Here is a 14,963-nt window from a genome sequence, read left to right on the forward strand (position 1 = left end):
TGGGTTCACAGCGTCTTCGCGAAGCCGCCTGCCCCAGGAAAGCCCCGGGCTGAATAGCCTGCCCGAGGTCGTGGGTTACCATCAGTCCAGATCGTAACCCAGGCTCTTGAGCGCCCGGCTGTCGTCGGACCAGCCGCGCTTCACCTTGACCCAGAGGTTGAGCATGATCTTGGCGTCGAAGGCCCGCTCCATCTCCAGGCGCGCCTCGCGGCCGATCTGCTTGATGCGCTCGCCCTTGTCGCCGATCAGGATCTTCTTCTGGCCGGGGCGCTCCACCAGGATCAGGGCGCTGATATGGATCACCTTGCCGGTGTCGCGGAACTCCTCAATCTCCACCGTCATCTGGTAAGGCAGCTCGTCGCCCAGTTGGCGCATGATCTTCTCGCGCACCAGCTCGGCGGCCAGGAAACGCTGACTCTTGTCGGTGACCTGATCTTCCGGGTAGAAGTGAATGCTCTCCGGCAGGTGCTTGGCCACCTCCGCCTCCAGCTCCGGCACATTGGTGCCGTGCTTGGCGGAGATCGGCAGGATGGCGGCGAAGTCGCGCTTGGCCCCCACCTTGGCCAGCCAGGGCAGCAGGCTGGCCTTGTCCTCCAGCCAGTCCACCTTGTTGACCGCCAGGATCACCGGCGCCTTGACCTGGGCCAGCTTGTCCAGCACCACCTGGTCCTCATCGCTCCAGCGGGTGCGGTCGATGATAAAGACCACGCAGTCCACGTCGCGCAGGGCCTGGGTGGCGGCCTGGTTCATGAAGCGGTTGATCGCCTTGTTGCGATCCTTCGCCATGATATGCATCCCCGGGGTATCCACGTAGATGAACTGGGCCTCTCCCTCGGTCTTGATCCCCATCACCTGATGACGGGTGGTCTGGGGTCGCCGGGAGGTGATCGACACCTTCTGGCCGAGGATGCGGTTCATCAGCGTCGACTTGCCCACATTGGGGCGACCGACGATGGCCACGAATCCACAGGTCTGGGTCATGACCGGGCTCCCTTGGGTTCGAGTTGGGCGAGGGCCTGTTCGGCGGCCTGCTGCTCGGCATAGCGACGGCTGGAGCCGACGCCGACGGTGGGGGCATCCAGCATCTCTACCTGGCACTCGATGGTAAAGGTCTGGGCATGCGCCTCGCCCTCCACCGACAGCACCTCGTAGCGGGGCAGCGGCGACTGGCGGGACTGCAGGAACTCCTGCAGGCGGGTCTTGGGATCCTTCTGGGTATCCTGCAGGTCGATGGCCTCCAGGCGGGTGCCGTACCAGGCCAGCACCCGGGCCTTGGCCACGTCCATGCCGGCATCCAGGAAGATGGCACCGATCACCGCCTCCACGGCATCGGCGAGGATGGAGTCGCGGCGGTGGCCGCCGCTCTTCATTTCTCCGGAGCCGAGCCGCAGGCAGGGGCCCAGGTCGAACTCGCGAGCCAGCTCGGCCAGGGTCTGGCCCTTGACCAGCCGCGCCCGCAGCCGCGACAGCTGGCCCTCGCGGGCCTCGGGGAAGCGCCGGAAGAGCGCCTCGGCGATCACGAAGTTGACGATGGAGTCGCCGAGAAACTCGAGCCGCTCGTTGTTCTTGCCGCCATAGCTACGATGCGTCATGGCCAGTTCTAGCAGTGCGATATCGCCGAACTGGTGGCCGATGCGGCGGCTGAAGTCATTCAGGGGGTTGCTCACGAAACTCCTGCTCTATTGCTCATGGGATGGCGCACGGTCATAGCGCGCGCCATCGGGGGCGGTGCCCCGTGATTACTGAATCCGCCGCACGCTGGTAAAGCTGGGCAACCCGCCGTCCCAGTGCATCCACACCGCGAAGGCGCGGCCGACGATGTTCTCTTCCGGCACGAAGCCCCAGTAGCGACTGTCATTGGAGTGGTCGCGATTGTCGCCGAGGGTGAAGTAATGCCCCTCGGGCACCACCAGCTCACGCACCTGGGGACCCGGGTCCTGAGGATTATTGTAGATAAGGTGGGCGACCTCGCCTAAGCGCTCTTCGAGCAGGCGCTCGCGGGGCGCCTCGGCGGGGCCCTCCTCCAGCAGCGCCTTGGCCACCGCCTGGCCATTGACGTAGAGCTGCTTGCCCTCGTAGCGAATGCGATCGCCGGGCAGCCCCACCACCCGCTTGATAAAGTTGACCGAAGGCTCCTCGGGGAAGCGGAACACCATGACGTCACCCCGCTCGGGCTCGCCCAGGTCGACGATCTCGGTATGCACCACCGGTAGGCGCAGCCCGTAGGCGAACTTGTTGACCAGGATGAAATCGCCCACCTCCAGGGTCGGGCGCATGGAACCGGAGGGAATCTGGAAGGGCTCCACCAGGAAGCTGCGCACCACCAGCACCACCAGCAGGACCGGGAAGAAGGAACGCGCGTAGTCGACGGGCCAGGGCTCCTTGAGCAGCTTGCCACGGGTCGCCTCGTCGACCTCCCCCTGCGCCTCGGCACTCACCGCCGCCAGGCGTGCCAGCCGAGCGGGCCGCCACCAGAGTCGGTCGGCCAGCCAGATCACCCCGGTGGCGGCCACCGCCACCACCAGCAATAGCGAAAAATCCATTTAACGTTTCCTAGTCATTGACCTTGAGCACCGCCAGGAAGGCGTCCTGGGGAATCTCCACCCGGCCCACCTGCTTCATGCGCTTCTTGCCCGCCTTCTGCTTCTCGAGCAGCTTCTTCTTGCGGCTCACGTCGCCGCCGTAGCACTTGGCGGTGACGTTCTTGCGCAGCGCCTTGACGGTGGAGCGCGCCACCACCTGACCGCCGATGGCGGCCTGGATCGCCACGTCGAACATCTGCCGCGGGATCAGCTCCTTCATCTTCTCGACCAGGATGCGTCCCCGGGAGTGGGCGTGATCGCGGTGGATGATCACCGCCAGGGCATCCACCCGGTCGCCGTTGATCAGCACGTCCAGGCGCACCAGCTTGGCCGCCTCGAAGCGCTCGAAGTTGTATTCCAGGGAGGCGTAGCCCTTGGAGATCGACTTGAGGCGATCGAAGAAGTCCATCACCACCTCGGACATCGGCAGCTCATAGGTGAGCTGGATCTGGCTGCCGAGGAACTGCATGTCGAGCTGGGTACCGCGGCGGTTCTCGCACTCGGCGATCACGTTGCCGACGAATTCCTGGGGCACCAGGATGCTGGCCCGCACGATGGGCTCGCGCATCTCCTCCACGTCGGCCATGTCCGGCAGCTTGGAGGGGTTGGAGACGTAGCGCACCTCGCCATTCTTCATGGCCAGCTCATAGACCACGGTGGGAGCGGTGGTCAACAGGTCCAGGTCATACTCGCGCTCGAGGCGCTCCTGGATGATCTCCATGTGCAGGGTGCCGAGGAAGCCGACCCGGAAGCCGAAGCCCAGGGCATCGGAATTCTCCGGCTCGTACTCGAGGGAGGCATCGTTGAGGGCCAGCTTCTCGAGGGCGTCGCGGAAGTCCTCGTAGTCGTCGGCGCTGACCGGGAACATCCCCGCATAGACCTGCGGCTTGACCTTCTGGAAGCCAGGCAGGCGCTCCACGTCCGGGGTCTTGGCGTGGGTGATGGTATCCCCCACCGGGGCGCCGTGGATGTCCTTGATGCCGGCGACGATAAAGCCTACCTCGCCGGCGCGCAGCACGCCGGTCTCCTTGCGCAGCGGCGTGAAGATGCCCACCTCGTTGGCCTGCCAGTCGCGGCCGGTGGACTTGATGCGGATCTTCTCGCCCTTCTTGAGGGTGCCGTCGAAGATCCGCACCAGGGAGACCACGCCCAGGTAGTTGTCGAACCAGGAGTCGATGATCAAGGCCTGCAACTGACCGTCGGGGTTGCCCCGGGGTGGCGGGATATCGCGCACCAGGCGCTCCAGCAGCGCCTCCATGCCCAGGCCGCTCTTGGCGGAAACCTGACAGGCATCGGTGGCATCGAGACCGATGATCTCCTCGATCTCCTGGGCGACCTTGTCCGGGTCGGCCTGGGGCAGGTCCATCTTGTTGAGCACCGGCAGCACCTCGAGGCCCTGCTCCACGGCGGTGTAGCAGTTGGCCACCGACTGGGCCTCGACGCCCTGGGCGGCGTCCACCACCAGCAGGGCCCCCTCGCAGGCATACAAGGAGCGCGACACCTCGTAGGAGAAATCCACGTGACCCGGGGTATCGATGAAGTTGAGCTGATAGGTGTTGCCATCCTCGGCCTGGTAATCGAGGGTCACCGACTGGGCCTTGATGGTAATGCCCCGCTCCCGCTCGATGTCCATGGAGTCGAGGACCTGCTCCTTGAGCTCCCGGTCGCTCAGGCCGCCACACAGCTGAATCAGCCGATCCGACAGGGTGGACTTGCCATGGTCGATATGAGCGATGATGGAAAAATTGCGTATGTGGCTGATTTCTTTACGGTTTTCGTTGCTGGACATTCAATATAACCCGGTTCATGTACACGCCCCTGTACAGCCTTGGTGAGTTACCCTGATCGGCGTGACTAGTAGTTTGCAGGCATTGTACCGGCAAGCTGAATCGGGTGCCACGAAAGCCCCTCATGCAAAAGACCGCCCTGCCGGGCGGCCTGCTGATCCTCGATCCCTCCCTGGGTGACACCCTGCCCTCCTTGGCGGCGAGTCGCATCCCGCGGCACGCATGGCGGCGTCACACCATCAACCTAGCCAAGGCCATAGGCAGGCGCTGTAGGCGATTGCCGATGCTGAATGGGGCTCATTGACGCAAGAAGGCCGAATCCACGGGCGCCTCTCGAACTTCCCGCGCGGCTGAGATACCTTGACGGCATAGCCAATACATGGAAGACAGGGAAGAACGCATGAAAAAGCTAGCCGCCATTCTCGCAACAGCCGCTCTGTCAGGATGCGCCTCGTTTTCAAATCAGCCTGACACTACTCGCTCGACCAATACCCCCAACATGCCGAGCTACAGCTATCGACATCAAGCCATAATAGCCCAAGGCTTTCCTCTCGAATACTTGGAAAAGCCGGCAGGCATGAATATAAATTACAACTATGACAATGAGCTTCCAGTTGATGGCGGCGGTAGCGTCTATGAGACTGGCTTTGTCTGGGTTTCCTCTCAGGGAAATACTGCAGTCATGACCAGTATATTCAGAAGGGCAAATCAGGCAACGCTTATTCCTAACTTCTCAAGCATGGAAAGCACGCAGGTTGGCGGAATGAACATCCTGCACATCACCGACACTGGTCGGTATTTTGATCTGGTCTTTTGGAAACCATCCCTGCGCACGGGCTTCCCACAGTGTGCAATTGGAACTGCAATAAGCATCGTTTCATCTGACCGGCAACGAGAATTAGGTGGAGAGTATGTTGAGGGTGTTCCGTGCGGGGAGTTGAGCAGTATCACGCATGAGGAAAGAGAGGAACACCTAGATCGAGCTTTTATGGCCTTCGGACTGAGCAGGGGATAGATAAGCCAGGCCCTCGCATCTCCCACCGCGCCCGGCTACGCTGGGCGCATGGATACCGAAACCGTTCTCGGCCTGGCTTTCACCCTCCCCTTGCTGGGCTTATTGGTCATGATCGGCATGCCGAAGGAGTGGCAGAACGTGCAGGGCTGGCTGATCGTCAGCTACCTGGGGATTCCCGGGTTGCTGGTCGTCATCGCCCTGCTCGTCAACGTCCCTGTCCTGCTGTTCGGCCTGCTGTTCCTCTTGGGCCTGGCCGCCGCCGGCAAGTGATCAGCCGGCCCTGGCCTCCAGAACCCGCTCGCCCAGGGCGCGCTGGATCTGGTTTTTCACCGCGTTCAGCCGATCAATACGCTGCCGCTTCACCTCGCCGTCGAGGCTCGAGCGGCGGATGATATCGATCTGCTGATTGATCGAGCGCAGGCGGCGCTGCGCCCGGTTCAGCGGCAGGCGCAGGGCCAGCATCTCCCGATTGGTGCGTGCCACCTCCGCGGCATCGGCCAGATTCCCCATCTCACGCAGCTCCTTCACGTCGGCATGGGCCCTCCCGGCCTCGCGCAACCCTTCATAGAAGACGGTGCCATAGCGGGTGTAGCGGTCCTCATCGCCCAGGTTGCGGTAGAAGCGCCGGATCGGCTGGAACTCATACCAGCGCCGGGCCGGACTCTCCACACCAGTGGCCGCCCGCCAGGCCACGTCGCCACTGCTGGCCACCCAGGTCCCCACCTGGCCGAGGTAGCCACCGATCAGGTGGTCCACTTGGACGGGGCTCAGTGCCAGCGGGTTCTTGTCCGGATCGCCGATAGCACCCACGGTGCTGTTCAGGGCCCCGCTGATCCACTCCGCGACCTTGGAGGTGCCCGACCGGCGGCGCAGTTCCGGCGACAGCCGATCCATCCCCATGCTCTCGATGGGCCGGCCGGTGAAGGCATCGTAGTTGGCGTAGATGTCCAGGGCCGGCTGCATCATCTGCGGTACCGGGCTGAACGAGAAGGTGTCCGTCATCATGTGCATCAGCCGCTCTCGGAACACCCGGCCGGTGGCCTGGTCGTCGGTGAACTGCTCGGTGATGCGCTCGGCCAGGGTGGCCATGGCCCCGACCTCGAAGGGCTTGGGAATGAAGAAGGCCTGATCGCCGGCGCGGAAGAACCAGTAGGTGTCCTTCTGCCAGTCCTCGAGCTTCTGGTACTCCTCGTCATCCTGGTTGTGCAGGTAGAGGGCCACGGTAGCCAGCGTCAGGGCGCCGGTCACCGTCCAGAAGCGGGCCGCCGCCTGCTTGGCCGTCACTCCTGCCTTGCCATAACCGAAGGCCTCGGCCACCACACTGGCCCCGGGCTTCACGCCACTGCGATAGATCTTGTCGAGGCCCTGAATCCTGGCGTTGAGGAAGGGCACGATGTCGATCAGCACCCGTACCGCCGGCCAGGCCCCGTGGGCGCTGAAGTCGATCAGGTCGCGGGCCTCGAAAGCGGCACGCAGCTCGCCGCCCTCCCGGTTCTGGGCATAGATCGCCGCCCGGTTGAGGTTCTCCGCCGTGTTGTTGACGTCGTTCCACCAGGACCAGCCCTTGCGCAGCAGGTTGGGCACCATCATGGGGCCATCGACCAGCTTGGCATCGCGCATCCCGCGGGTAAGCTGGGCACGCAGCTCGTCGGGGTTGTTGCCGTAGAGGTGACCGAAGTTGAAGCTGGCCCCGCTGGCCAACATCTGGGCGCGGATCCGCTGGTCCCGGTAGGCGCCGGCCCCGTCGATCACGTTCTTGAAGGCGTTCTTGGACACCTCGTTGGTGGCCGTGGCCTGCAGCGAGTCGCGGATCAGGTTGGCCACCATAAACTGCGGCGTGGTGGTGGTCAGGTTGGTGAACACGCGCTTGAAGCCGCGCATCACCTTCATAGCGGTGCTGTTCATTCCCGGGTGGGCCAAGGCGGTGAGCGCCTGGAACACCAGCGGATCGTCGATCTCGTAGAAGACCTTCTTGCCACCCTCCATGACGAAGGTGCTCTTGCTGGTATCGCGGCCACTCTCCGGCACCTTCTCGGCCATGCCGAGCTGCTTGGCGTTCTCCACCGCCTGCACCGCGGCCTGGTTCTTCAGGCTGGCATCCAGCAGGTGGTGGAAGTTCATCATGGTGTTCTGCAGCAGGTCGTTGAGGTTCTGCGTGCCACCCTTGAGCTTCTTGTAAGCCTGCTGACGGGACAGGCCTGCCGTGCCAAGCTGGCCCGACGGCGCACCCTTCTCCTCGCTCAGGCGGTAGAACGGCACATAGAAGTCGTCGCGCCACATCTCGCGCTGTTCCTTGGAGATGATGCCGCTCTGCTCGGCCACCGCCAGCACGTCGTCGCGGTAGGCCTGGAACTCCTCGAAGACCTCCCGATAAACCGCCTCGCGGCTGCGGCCATCGGCCAGGTTGCCGCGGTTCCAGCTCTTCATGGCGTCGATATCGGCGTCCTTGAAGAGGTTTTCGCGCCCCTCGGCACGCAGCTTGTCGGCGCGGTTACCAGCGATCCAGCCCATGAAGCGCTCGATCTCGGCGGCACTGCCCAGGCGGCCCAGCACCTCGCCCAAGCCCTTGCTGTCGCCGTCCTGCAGGGTGATGACTTTCTCCTTGGGGTCGAGGCGGATGCGGCCATTGTGCAGCAAGGCATGCAGGGCACCGTTGGCGGCGTTGCTCATGCGGGCCAGCACCCAGCTTGAACGGGTGATGTTCTCGCCCAGGGCGGACTCGCCATAGAGCTGCTCGTCCAGCTCCTTGAGCGCGGCCACACGATCCACCATGCCCTGGCGGATTTTCAGGGCAGCAACACTGGCTTTCTCCTTGAAGTAAGCCATGGCGTTGCCATCACGAACAGCAGCAACCGCCTCGCTGATAGCGCTTCGCACTGGTGTGCGGGCGCCGATCTTGCTGGCAGCGGCCCGGTCGGCGTCGGTGAAGTCGTCGAACTGGCTCTCGAAGGCCACGCGTGGCTTGCCGCGCAGGGCGAAGCGGATCTCCGGGTTGCCAATATCCTCAGGGGTGAGTACGCTTGAATCAGGGCCTTGAGGGACTCCCTCCACCGGCAATTGTAGCCGTAAGGACTGGAGCCACTCGGGGCCTGATTCAAGGCCTCGAGATGGCGTTCCCCCACCCGGCAATTGGAGCCGGGATGACTGGAACCACTCGGGGCCTTGTTTTGTGTCGAAGTACCTCAACCGTCCCTGCTCAATCTGGCGTGACAAGAACCGTTGCGCTCCGTCCTTGCCATAGGTGCTTGCAATCCAGTTAACCCGGATATGCCGTTGACGCTTGTCCAGATGAAGAGGCACCAGGATCTGACGCCCCTTCGAATCACTGGCCTTCACGACCACCAAAAGTGAATCCGCCTTTGTGGCCGAATCCAGCACCATTACCGGATCATGGAGCAGCTCGGGCAACTGCTCGATCACGCTCATTGGCACGACGTGCTTATCCCGGGTCGCCTTCTCCACAACCGACCGAGCGATAGACATGGGAAGGTCTGGCGCCCCGATCTCAGCCAGCACTGGCGATGTCCGACCAAGCGAGATGGGCGGAACTAGGGCATTGCGATTCTCCAGCGCCCTCTTCAGATTTTTCCGATAGGCCTCGGCTTCCTGCTGGATCGGGGTAAACAGCTTGTTCTCGCCCTTCCGCTTGCTGTAGCGGGTCACCACCGACTCGGCCTGCTCGGCGTCACGCATGGCCTTTTCGCGGCGCAGCCACTCCCGGCTCTGCTCGCCCAGGGCCAGCACATCGGTATAGGTCCAGCCGATGGACGGGAAGACACGGCGCAGCAGGTCGCGGATCTTCGCCACGGCGCGGTGCCAGGCCTTGGGCCGATAGCCCTTCTCCAGCAGATGCGCCACCAGCTCCTCGCCGATGGTGATGCGATCCTCGCGGTTGGCCGGATCGAGGAAGGGGTAGTCGCGGCGCACCTCGGCCAGGATGTCGCGACCCGTGGGGTGGTTGGGCAGGCTACGGTAGAGGCTGAGCATCACCCGGTCGAGCTGGTGCCCCTGGTCTCCCAGCACACCGCGGATGCCCTTGTGGCCGACGGCCTCGTGGATAGCGGCGCGCACCCCGTCCTCCACGCTCTCGACGTTGTCGGCGACCACATAGAGATCGCCGTCGATATACATGCCGCGCACGTCGCGAGGGTCCACGCTCTGCAGCACCATGCCAATCAGGGCCTGGGGCGGCAGCTCCAGGGCCGACTGAATGACCTTGGCGTCAGATAGCTCGGGGGTGTCGCCAATGGCCTCGATGATGGCCTCCCGGCTTACCGGCCGGGCATCGCTGCGCCCGATGGCGTAGCGCTGGTCGGTGGGCAGATCGCTGAGACGCCGGGCCTCCCTGGCGGCACCATTGGGGCCGGCCATCTGGCTGATGGCCTGATCGCGGCCGTCGATGACCTCGTAGAGGCCGTCATGCACCTTGGCGATGCGATAGTCGCCGACCTCCTGGTAACTGCGCACCTGGCGCTCTTCGCCGGAATAGCCGGTGTAGCTCAAGGGCTTGTTGCGGCGCTTGGGCTTCGGCGCGCTGTCGTCAGGACTTTCGGCGGCATCCCGTGCATTTTCTGCCGGGGCTTCCGGGGCGGGCTCGGCCTCTGCCCCCGGCTGCGCCCCCATCAGGTCCTGCTGCCCGCCGGCCATTGCCACGTCAGCGGCACGGTCACTGCCAGCCAGGCGGAAGTCGTCGGCCTCGGTGTCGGCCTGGGCGCGCTGCGCCTCCTGGCGGTGCCGCTCGGCCTCGACCTGCTCCGCCTGCTGCTGCTCGCGTTCCTGGGCGGCCAGCTCCTGCTCGTCGTAGGTAGCGAGCAGAGGCCCGTCCCCTACTGCTTCGGATTGTCGGCCTTCTTGCCGCCCTTCAGCCCCTGGGGCAGCTTCAGCTTGTCGCCCTTGGGCAGGCTCTCGCTGGCCTCGCTCAGCGCCTGGCCGAACATCTCCTTCAGGCTGTCGTTGTTCTGCACGCTGATCTTGATCTTCTCGTTGGAACGCGGCATCGAATACATCCCGGTTGGTGGTGGTGTCCTCGAACAGGGCGCCGTTGTGCTCGCTCTCGGCGCGGCGGCGCACTGCCTGGCCAATGTAGCGCATCCCTTCGGCCAGGGCTCGGCGGCTGCGCAGGTTGTTGTGGAAGGTCACGGCCAGCAGCGCCGTGGCCTCAGGTACCGGCTGGGTGAAGGCGTCATTCTGACGTGTCAGCTCGCGCACGCTGATACCATCCTGGCGGGCCCGGCGCACCAAGCGGACGGCGTCGTTAATGGTGCCGATGGCATCCCGGGCCTCCTGGCTGCCGGTTTCCCGGGCCAGGGCCAGATCCGGCGCCGCTTCCTGCAGGGCGGCGGTGAGGTTGCGCATCAGCTCGCCCTGCTCGGTGGTCAGCGCTACCAGGTCGCTATCGGCGTAGGCCTTGGCAAAGACGGCGCGCTGCATGCGGGCGCCGAGCTCCGGGCTGGCCTGACCATCGCGGGTGGTATAGCGAGCCGCCTCGTTGTTGCCCAGGCGCCGCACGAAGCCGCGCTGGAATCCACGGTTGCTGGCTGCCAGAGGGTCGCCGGACTGATCCGGGGCCCAGGCCTGCAGGTCCTCGGCGGTGAGGCTGTCGGCATCGGCCAGGGCCTGCTCGTAGGCGGTCATGCCGGCCACATTGGCCTCGTTGGCGCGGCGCGCGAAGTCGGCGCGGTCGATATTGGTCACCCGCTCGCGCACCAGGACCGGCTGGGTCATCTCGTCCACGGCGGCGGGGTCGATGCCCTGGGCAGCGGCCTCTCGGCGCACGAAGTCGCGGTAGGCCTGAGCCTGGGGGCCGCCCTGCTGGTAGGCGGTAGCGATGGCCATGGTGCGGCCATTGCCGGATTCCACCACGCCATCCGCGCCGATGATCGGCGCGCCCGTGCCCGCGTCCCGGCTGGACCCCAGCCGCTCGGGGTTGAGCCGGGCGGCGATATTGCGCACCTGGACCTGGCTATTGGCCCCGGTACGGTCCCGAGGTTGCAACTCCTGGGGAAACGCCGGATTGACCCGGCCATCGGGCGTGTTGGAGGTGGTCAGCTCGAGCAGGTCCATGACTCGAAAGCGCGCGCGCACCGGCGTGTTATCGGGCAGGTAGGCGGTTTCGCCGCGGCCCCGGGTGCGGGCCAGGCGAGCAACCTCCTCGGCCTGCTGTTGCTGGCGGGTCCGGGCGGCCCGGGAATCCTGGCCTGAGCCGGTATCGGTGAAGCGGGCCCGGGGGAAGGGCTGATCTAGGCCGGTGTTGGCATTGCCGGCCACCGGCCCCTCGCCGTAGACGATGCCTTGGTCGGGGATCTGCGGGCGCTGCTGGCTGGCCTGCTCGCGCATCCGGGCCTCGGCCTCACGCTGGCCGGCCAGGCCCTCATCGCGGCGCACATGGCGGGCCTGGGGGTCGTACTGGGTGGTGTCGGCGGTCGGGCCACCGGCAAAGATGGTGTCGGGGTCGCCCGGGGGCAGTTGTGCCTGGCGGCCGCCCCGGCCGATCAGGCCGGCCACGCCCTGTTCATCCACGAGCTCGCCCTCGGGGCGGGCCGGGCGCTCGGCAGTGCCCTCGCGCTCCAGGGCAGCGCGCAGGTTGCGGGAAATGACATCAGCGCGCTCGGTGAGGCGACGGGCCTGCTCGACGTTGCCCTCCTCAAAGGCACGCTCGGCGCGATCAAGGATGGTGGAGATGTTGCGTAGCCGAGTCTGGCCCTGGTAGCTCGAGCCCCGGGCCAGGTTCTGCAGGTCGTCGAGCTCGCCCATGGCCAGTTGCAGGCGGTTGCCCACCTCGGCGCTGACCGATGGATCTACCGGCTCACGCTCGGGCTGGCTGGCCTGCTCCGCCGCCTGAGCGGCCTGGGCCTGGTCGAGGCTATCGCCGCCCTGGGCCGCGGCCTGCTCCCGGGCCGCTTCGATCTGGTCTACCTGGCGACGGGCCTGGCCGCGCTCACCGAGGCCGGCCGGGGCGCCCATGATGCCGCCCATCAGGCCACCGGCCGCGGCCTCGTCGATCATCGCCTTGACGTCCACCTCACCGAGATTGGCCAAGAGCGAGTCGCCGTTGTTCTCCACCCAGTAGTTGGCGTGCTGGCTGATCAGCCCCTGCAGACCCTCGGTACTGGCCTCGGCGATCAGGTTGGTCAGTGAGCCGCGACCGGCGGCACCCCGGGCGGTACGCCCCGCCTGGCGGCGCAGGTCATCGAGCACCCGGTCGCTGATCTCGCTGGCCGCGCGGTCGGCCAACTCGCCCTTGCCAGCACTGCGCAGGAGGCGAACCGGCGTGACCGCATCCAGGGCGCCGGCCAGTGTGCCGTGGGCCAGCGACACATCGAGATCCTCGGTCTCGCCCATGAGGGCGCCGGTCTCCATGCCGGCCGAGGCACCAAAAGCGCCCAGCGCCTGCCCTGCCCGCTTGGCCCCCTCCTTCGCTGCGGCGCCGGCCAGGGTGCGAGCGGTGACGCCCGCGGCCACCCCGCCCACACCGCCGCCGGCAATAGAGGTAGCCATCATCGGCAGCAGGTTGCCGGCGGTATAGCTGGCCCAGTTCCAGGCATCCCCGGCGCTACGAATATCGGTGAAGCCATAGCCGAGATCGTTCTCGGCGGCCTCATCCATGTTGCGCTGGTAGATATCGCGACCGGCATTGAGGATGCCCTCAGACTCCAGCGCCTCGCCGGCTGCCATTACCAGACCGCCACCCATGGCCTGGAGCTGGTCGATGCCGGCGGCAAAGCCCCCGGTAAAGCCTGGGGTGGCATCGCGGGCGGCGGGCTCGCCACCGCCGACATAGGCCTCGAACTCCTCATCGCTGAAGTACTGGAATTCGGGTGAGGTGCGGATCAGCGACTTGATCTCATTATCGCTGGTCTCGCGCAGGGAAGGATTGCGGCGGCGAATTTCGTCAATTAGGGCCATCTGGCGTTGTCTCCCGACAAGGCGTTGTGATCACCCGGGCGGCGTGGCGAGGTTCGGCCAGGCCGCCCCGGGCGTGTTACTGCTCCAGGTTCAGTGGTACGCCGGCGTCTTGCAGGCGCAGCAGGCGCTCGGCGATCCAGCGCTTACGGTCGGCGGAGAGGTTGGGGTTCTGGTCAAGCGACAGCAGTTCCTCGGCCACCTGCTGGGCCTCGGTCATTGTCTCGTCGCTGACGCTGCCGCCCTGGCCGCGCGCGCGATTGATGTCGGCCATCATGCCCCCGGGGGATGCGCCGCCCGCCATCTCGCGCTCGATGCGGTCGATCACGGCGTCGGCGCGCTCGCTGGCCTGAGTAGCGGCGCGGCGGGCCTCATTGGCCTCCTGGGTGTTGCGGCGCTCCTCCATCTCCTGGCTGAGCAATCCGCGTACCGTGGGCTGGCCGCCATTCTGTGACCCTCCGCGGGGCGCTTGGCCCTGCTCGCCGCCTGGCTGGGCCCCGCCTTCCCCGGCCAGGAGGCGCTCCAGCGGCGTCAGGCTGCCGCCGCCACCCAGCAGGGCGTCGTATTGCCCCTGGAGCCGGCCCATTTCGGCTTTCTCCTCGGTGGTCAGCTCGCGCATCTCATCGCTGGCCCGCTCGCGGATGGTCTCGATTTGGCCAGCGATACCATCCAGGCGATAGCGATCACGCTCGGAGAGCTCGCCACCGCCCATCTGGGCGCCTTCCGGCAGGTTGGCCGGGCGGTACTCGTTGCGGCTCGGGCTGTACTGGACCATCCCGTCGCCGGTACGCACCATCTGCCAATCGTTGCGCCCTTCTTCGCGGCGAGCCCCGATCTGCATTGAGGTACGGCGATTCGCTCCGCGCTCGCGCATTTCGGCCAACTCACGCTGCTGGGAGCGATCGAGGCCGCCCTGCTCGGCCCGGAAGTCACGGTCTTGCTGATTCTGCCCGGCGGTGAACTGCTGCTGGTCGTTCTGGCGAGCCATTGACAGATCGTGGTCGAGGCGGCGGAGCGCCTCATCTCGGCGCTGTTGGATCCGGCTCTGAGCGTTCTGCTGCATGGCCCTGCCGCCACCCATCATGGCGCCGGCCAAGGCGCTGGCGAGTAATCCAGCCATCACATGCCTCCTTGTGGTTGTTGTGGTTGTTGCGGCTGCTGGGGTGCTGAGCCTGACGGCTGAGCGCCGCTCAGTTGCTTAGCCTGGCGCAGTGCGCCGATCAGCTCGGCATAGCGCTGCCGCTGCTCGGGAGGCATGTCGCCTCCGGCAGCCTGGCCGAACTGACCCATCGCCAGCATGAAGGCGGCCTCGATGGCATCGCCGTTGCCCTGCTCGGGCAGCACGCCCAGGCGCACGGCAATCTCGCCCACGGCCTGGGCCGCGACCATGCCGGCCTGAACCAGTACGCCAGGCGCCACCGTCTTGCCTTGATCGGTCAGCGCCTGCCAGGCGGTCAGCATCAGTTGGGCTAACACGCGCCCAATGGCCCGCTCCGGGGCGTCACGGCCCTGCTCGAGGATCTGGCGCACCTGGGGCAGCATCTGCTCATAGAGCGGCCCCAGCATGGCCTCGACCAAGCTGTCACGCTGCTGGGCGCCCTGCTCGGGGTCCATGTCCACGCGGGGATCACCGCTCGGGCCGGGCTGGCCTGGCGCGGGTTGCTGAGGGGCTTGGCC

General features: G+C 65.8%; 9 protein-coding genes. 2 read left to right on the forward strand and 7 right to left on the reverse strand.

Annotated features, from left to right (window positions below):
• Positions 1–81: 81 nt before the first annotated feature.
• From era to lepA, 4 genes are all read right to left on the reverse strand, one after another.
• On the reverse strand, positions 82–981 hold the full coding sequence (gene era / locus HPA02_RS13625; protein WP_146803749.1) for a GTPase Era: 900 nt from the start codon (positions 979–981) through the stop codon (positions 82–84).
• Positions 978–1,667, reverse strand: coding sequence for a ribonuclease III (gene rnc, locus HPA02_RS13630; RefSeq protein WP_146803750.1), 690 nt, complete (start codon positions 1,665–1,667; stop codon positions 978–980). Before rnc ends, era begins: the two co-directional genes overlap by 4 nt.
• 72 nt (positions 1,668–1,739) lie before the next feature.
• Complete coding sequence (gene lepB / locus HPA02_RS13635) at positions 1,740–2,543, reverse strand: signal peptidase I (RefSeq protein WP_146803751.1); 804 nt, start codon at positions 2,541–2,543, stop codon at positions 1,740–1,742.
• 10 nt (positions 2,544–2,553) lie between these two features.
• Positions 2,554–4,371 (reverse strand): translation elongation factor 4, encoded by a 1,818-nt coding sequence (gene lepA, locus HPA02_RS13640; RefSeq protein ID WP_146803752.1) that lies wholly within the window; start codon positions 4,369–4,371, stop codon positions 2,554–2,556.
• A gap of 398 nt (positions 4,372–4,769) precedes the next feature.
• Between lepA and HPA02_RS13645 the strand changes: the two genes are divergently transcribed.
• Together HPA02_RS13645 and HPA02_RS13650 are read left to right on the forward strand one after the other, a co-directional pair.
• Entirely contained in the window at positions 4,770–5,384 is a 615-nt protein-coding gene (locus tag HPA02_RS13645) for a hypothetical protein (protein WP_146803753.1), read from the forward strand.
• Between the two features lie 48 nt (positions 5,385–5,432).
• A complete protein-coding gene (locus HPA02_RS13650) occupies positions 5,433–5,654 on the forward strand; it encodes a hypothetical protein (RefSeq protein ID WP_146803754.1) in 222 nt (73 codons plus the stop codon).
• Here the strand turns inward: HPA02_RS13650 and HPA02_RS13655 are convergent, their stop codons facing one another.
• The 3 genes from HPA02_RS13655 to HPA02_RS13665 all read right to left on the reverse strand — a co-directional run bounded on the left by HPA02_RS13655 (position 5,655) and on the right by HPA02_RS13665 (position 14,906).
• Entirely contained in the window at positions 5,655–13,289 is a 7,635-nt protein-coding gene (locus tag HPA02_RS13655) for an LPD38 domain-containing protein (RefSeq protein ID WP_146803755.1), read from the reverse strand. It abuts the gene before it with no gap.
• A 76-nt stretch (positions 13,290–13,365) separates the two neighbouring features.
• Positions 13,366–14,406: a hypothetical protein gene (locus HPA02_RS13660; protein ID WP_146803756.1), complete on the reverse strand. Its 1,041-nt coding sequence runs from the start codon at positions 14,404–14,406 to the stop codon at positions 13,366–13,368.
• The gene (locus HPA02_RS13665; RefSeq protein WP_146803757.1) at positions 14,406–14,906 is read right to left on the reverse strand and encodes a hypothetical protein; all 501 of its coding nucleotides are present in this window, start codon (positions 14,904–14,906) and stop codon (positions 14,406–14,408) included. The genes HPA02_RS13660 and HPA02_RS13665 overlap by 1 nt, the downstream gene beginning before the upstream one ends.
• Positions 14,907–14,963 lie beyond the last annotated feature (57 nt).

The sequence above is a fragment of the Bisbaumannia pacifica genome (assembly GCF_007989625.1).
GTDB lineage: Bacteria > Pseudomonadota > Gammaproteobacteria > Pseudomonadales > Halomonadaceae > Bisbaumannia > Bisbaumannia pacifica.

Coding starts and splice junctions, on each gene's coding strand:
- HPA02_RS13645 (WP_146803753.1), top strand. CDS start 4,770: ATGAAAAAGCTAGCCGCCATTCTCGCAACAGCCGCTCTGTCAGGATGC.
- HPA02_RS13655 (WP_146803755.1), bottom strand. CDS start 13,289: ATGGCCCTAATTGACGAAATTCGCCGCCGCAATCCTTCCCTGCGCGAG.
- HPA02_RS13650 (WP_146803754.1), top strand. CDS start 5,433: ATGGATACCGAAACCGTTCTCGGCCTGGCTTTCACCCTCCCCTTGCTG.
- era (WP_146803749.1), bottom strand. CDS start 981: ATGACCCAGACCTGTGGATTCGTGGCCATCGTCGGTCGCCCCAATGTG.
- lepA (WP_146803752.1), bottom strand. CDS start 4,371: ATGTCCAGCAACGAAAACCGTAAAGAAATCAGCCACATACGCAATTTT.
- lepB (WP_146803751.1), bottom strand. CDS start 2,543: ATGGATTTTTCGCTATTGCTGGTGGTGGCGGTGGCCGCCACCGGGGTG.
- HPA02_RS13660 (WP_146803756.1), bottom strand. CDS start 14,406: ATGGCTGGATTACTCGCCAGCGCCTTGGCCGGCGCCATGATGGGTGGC.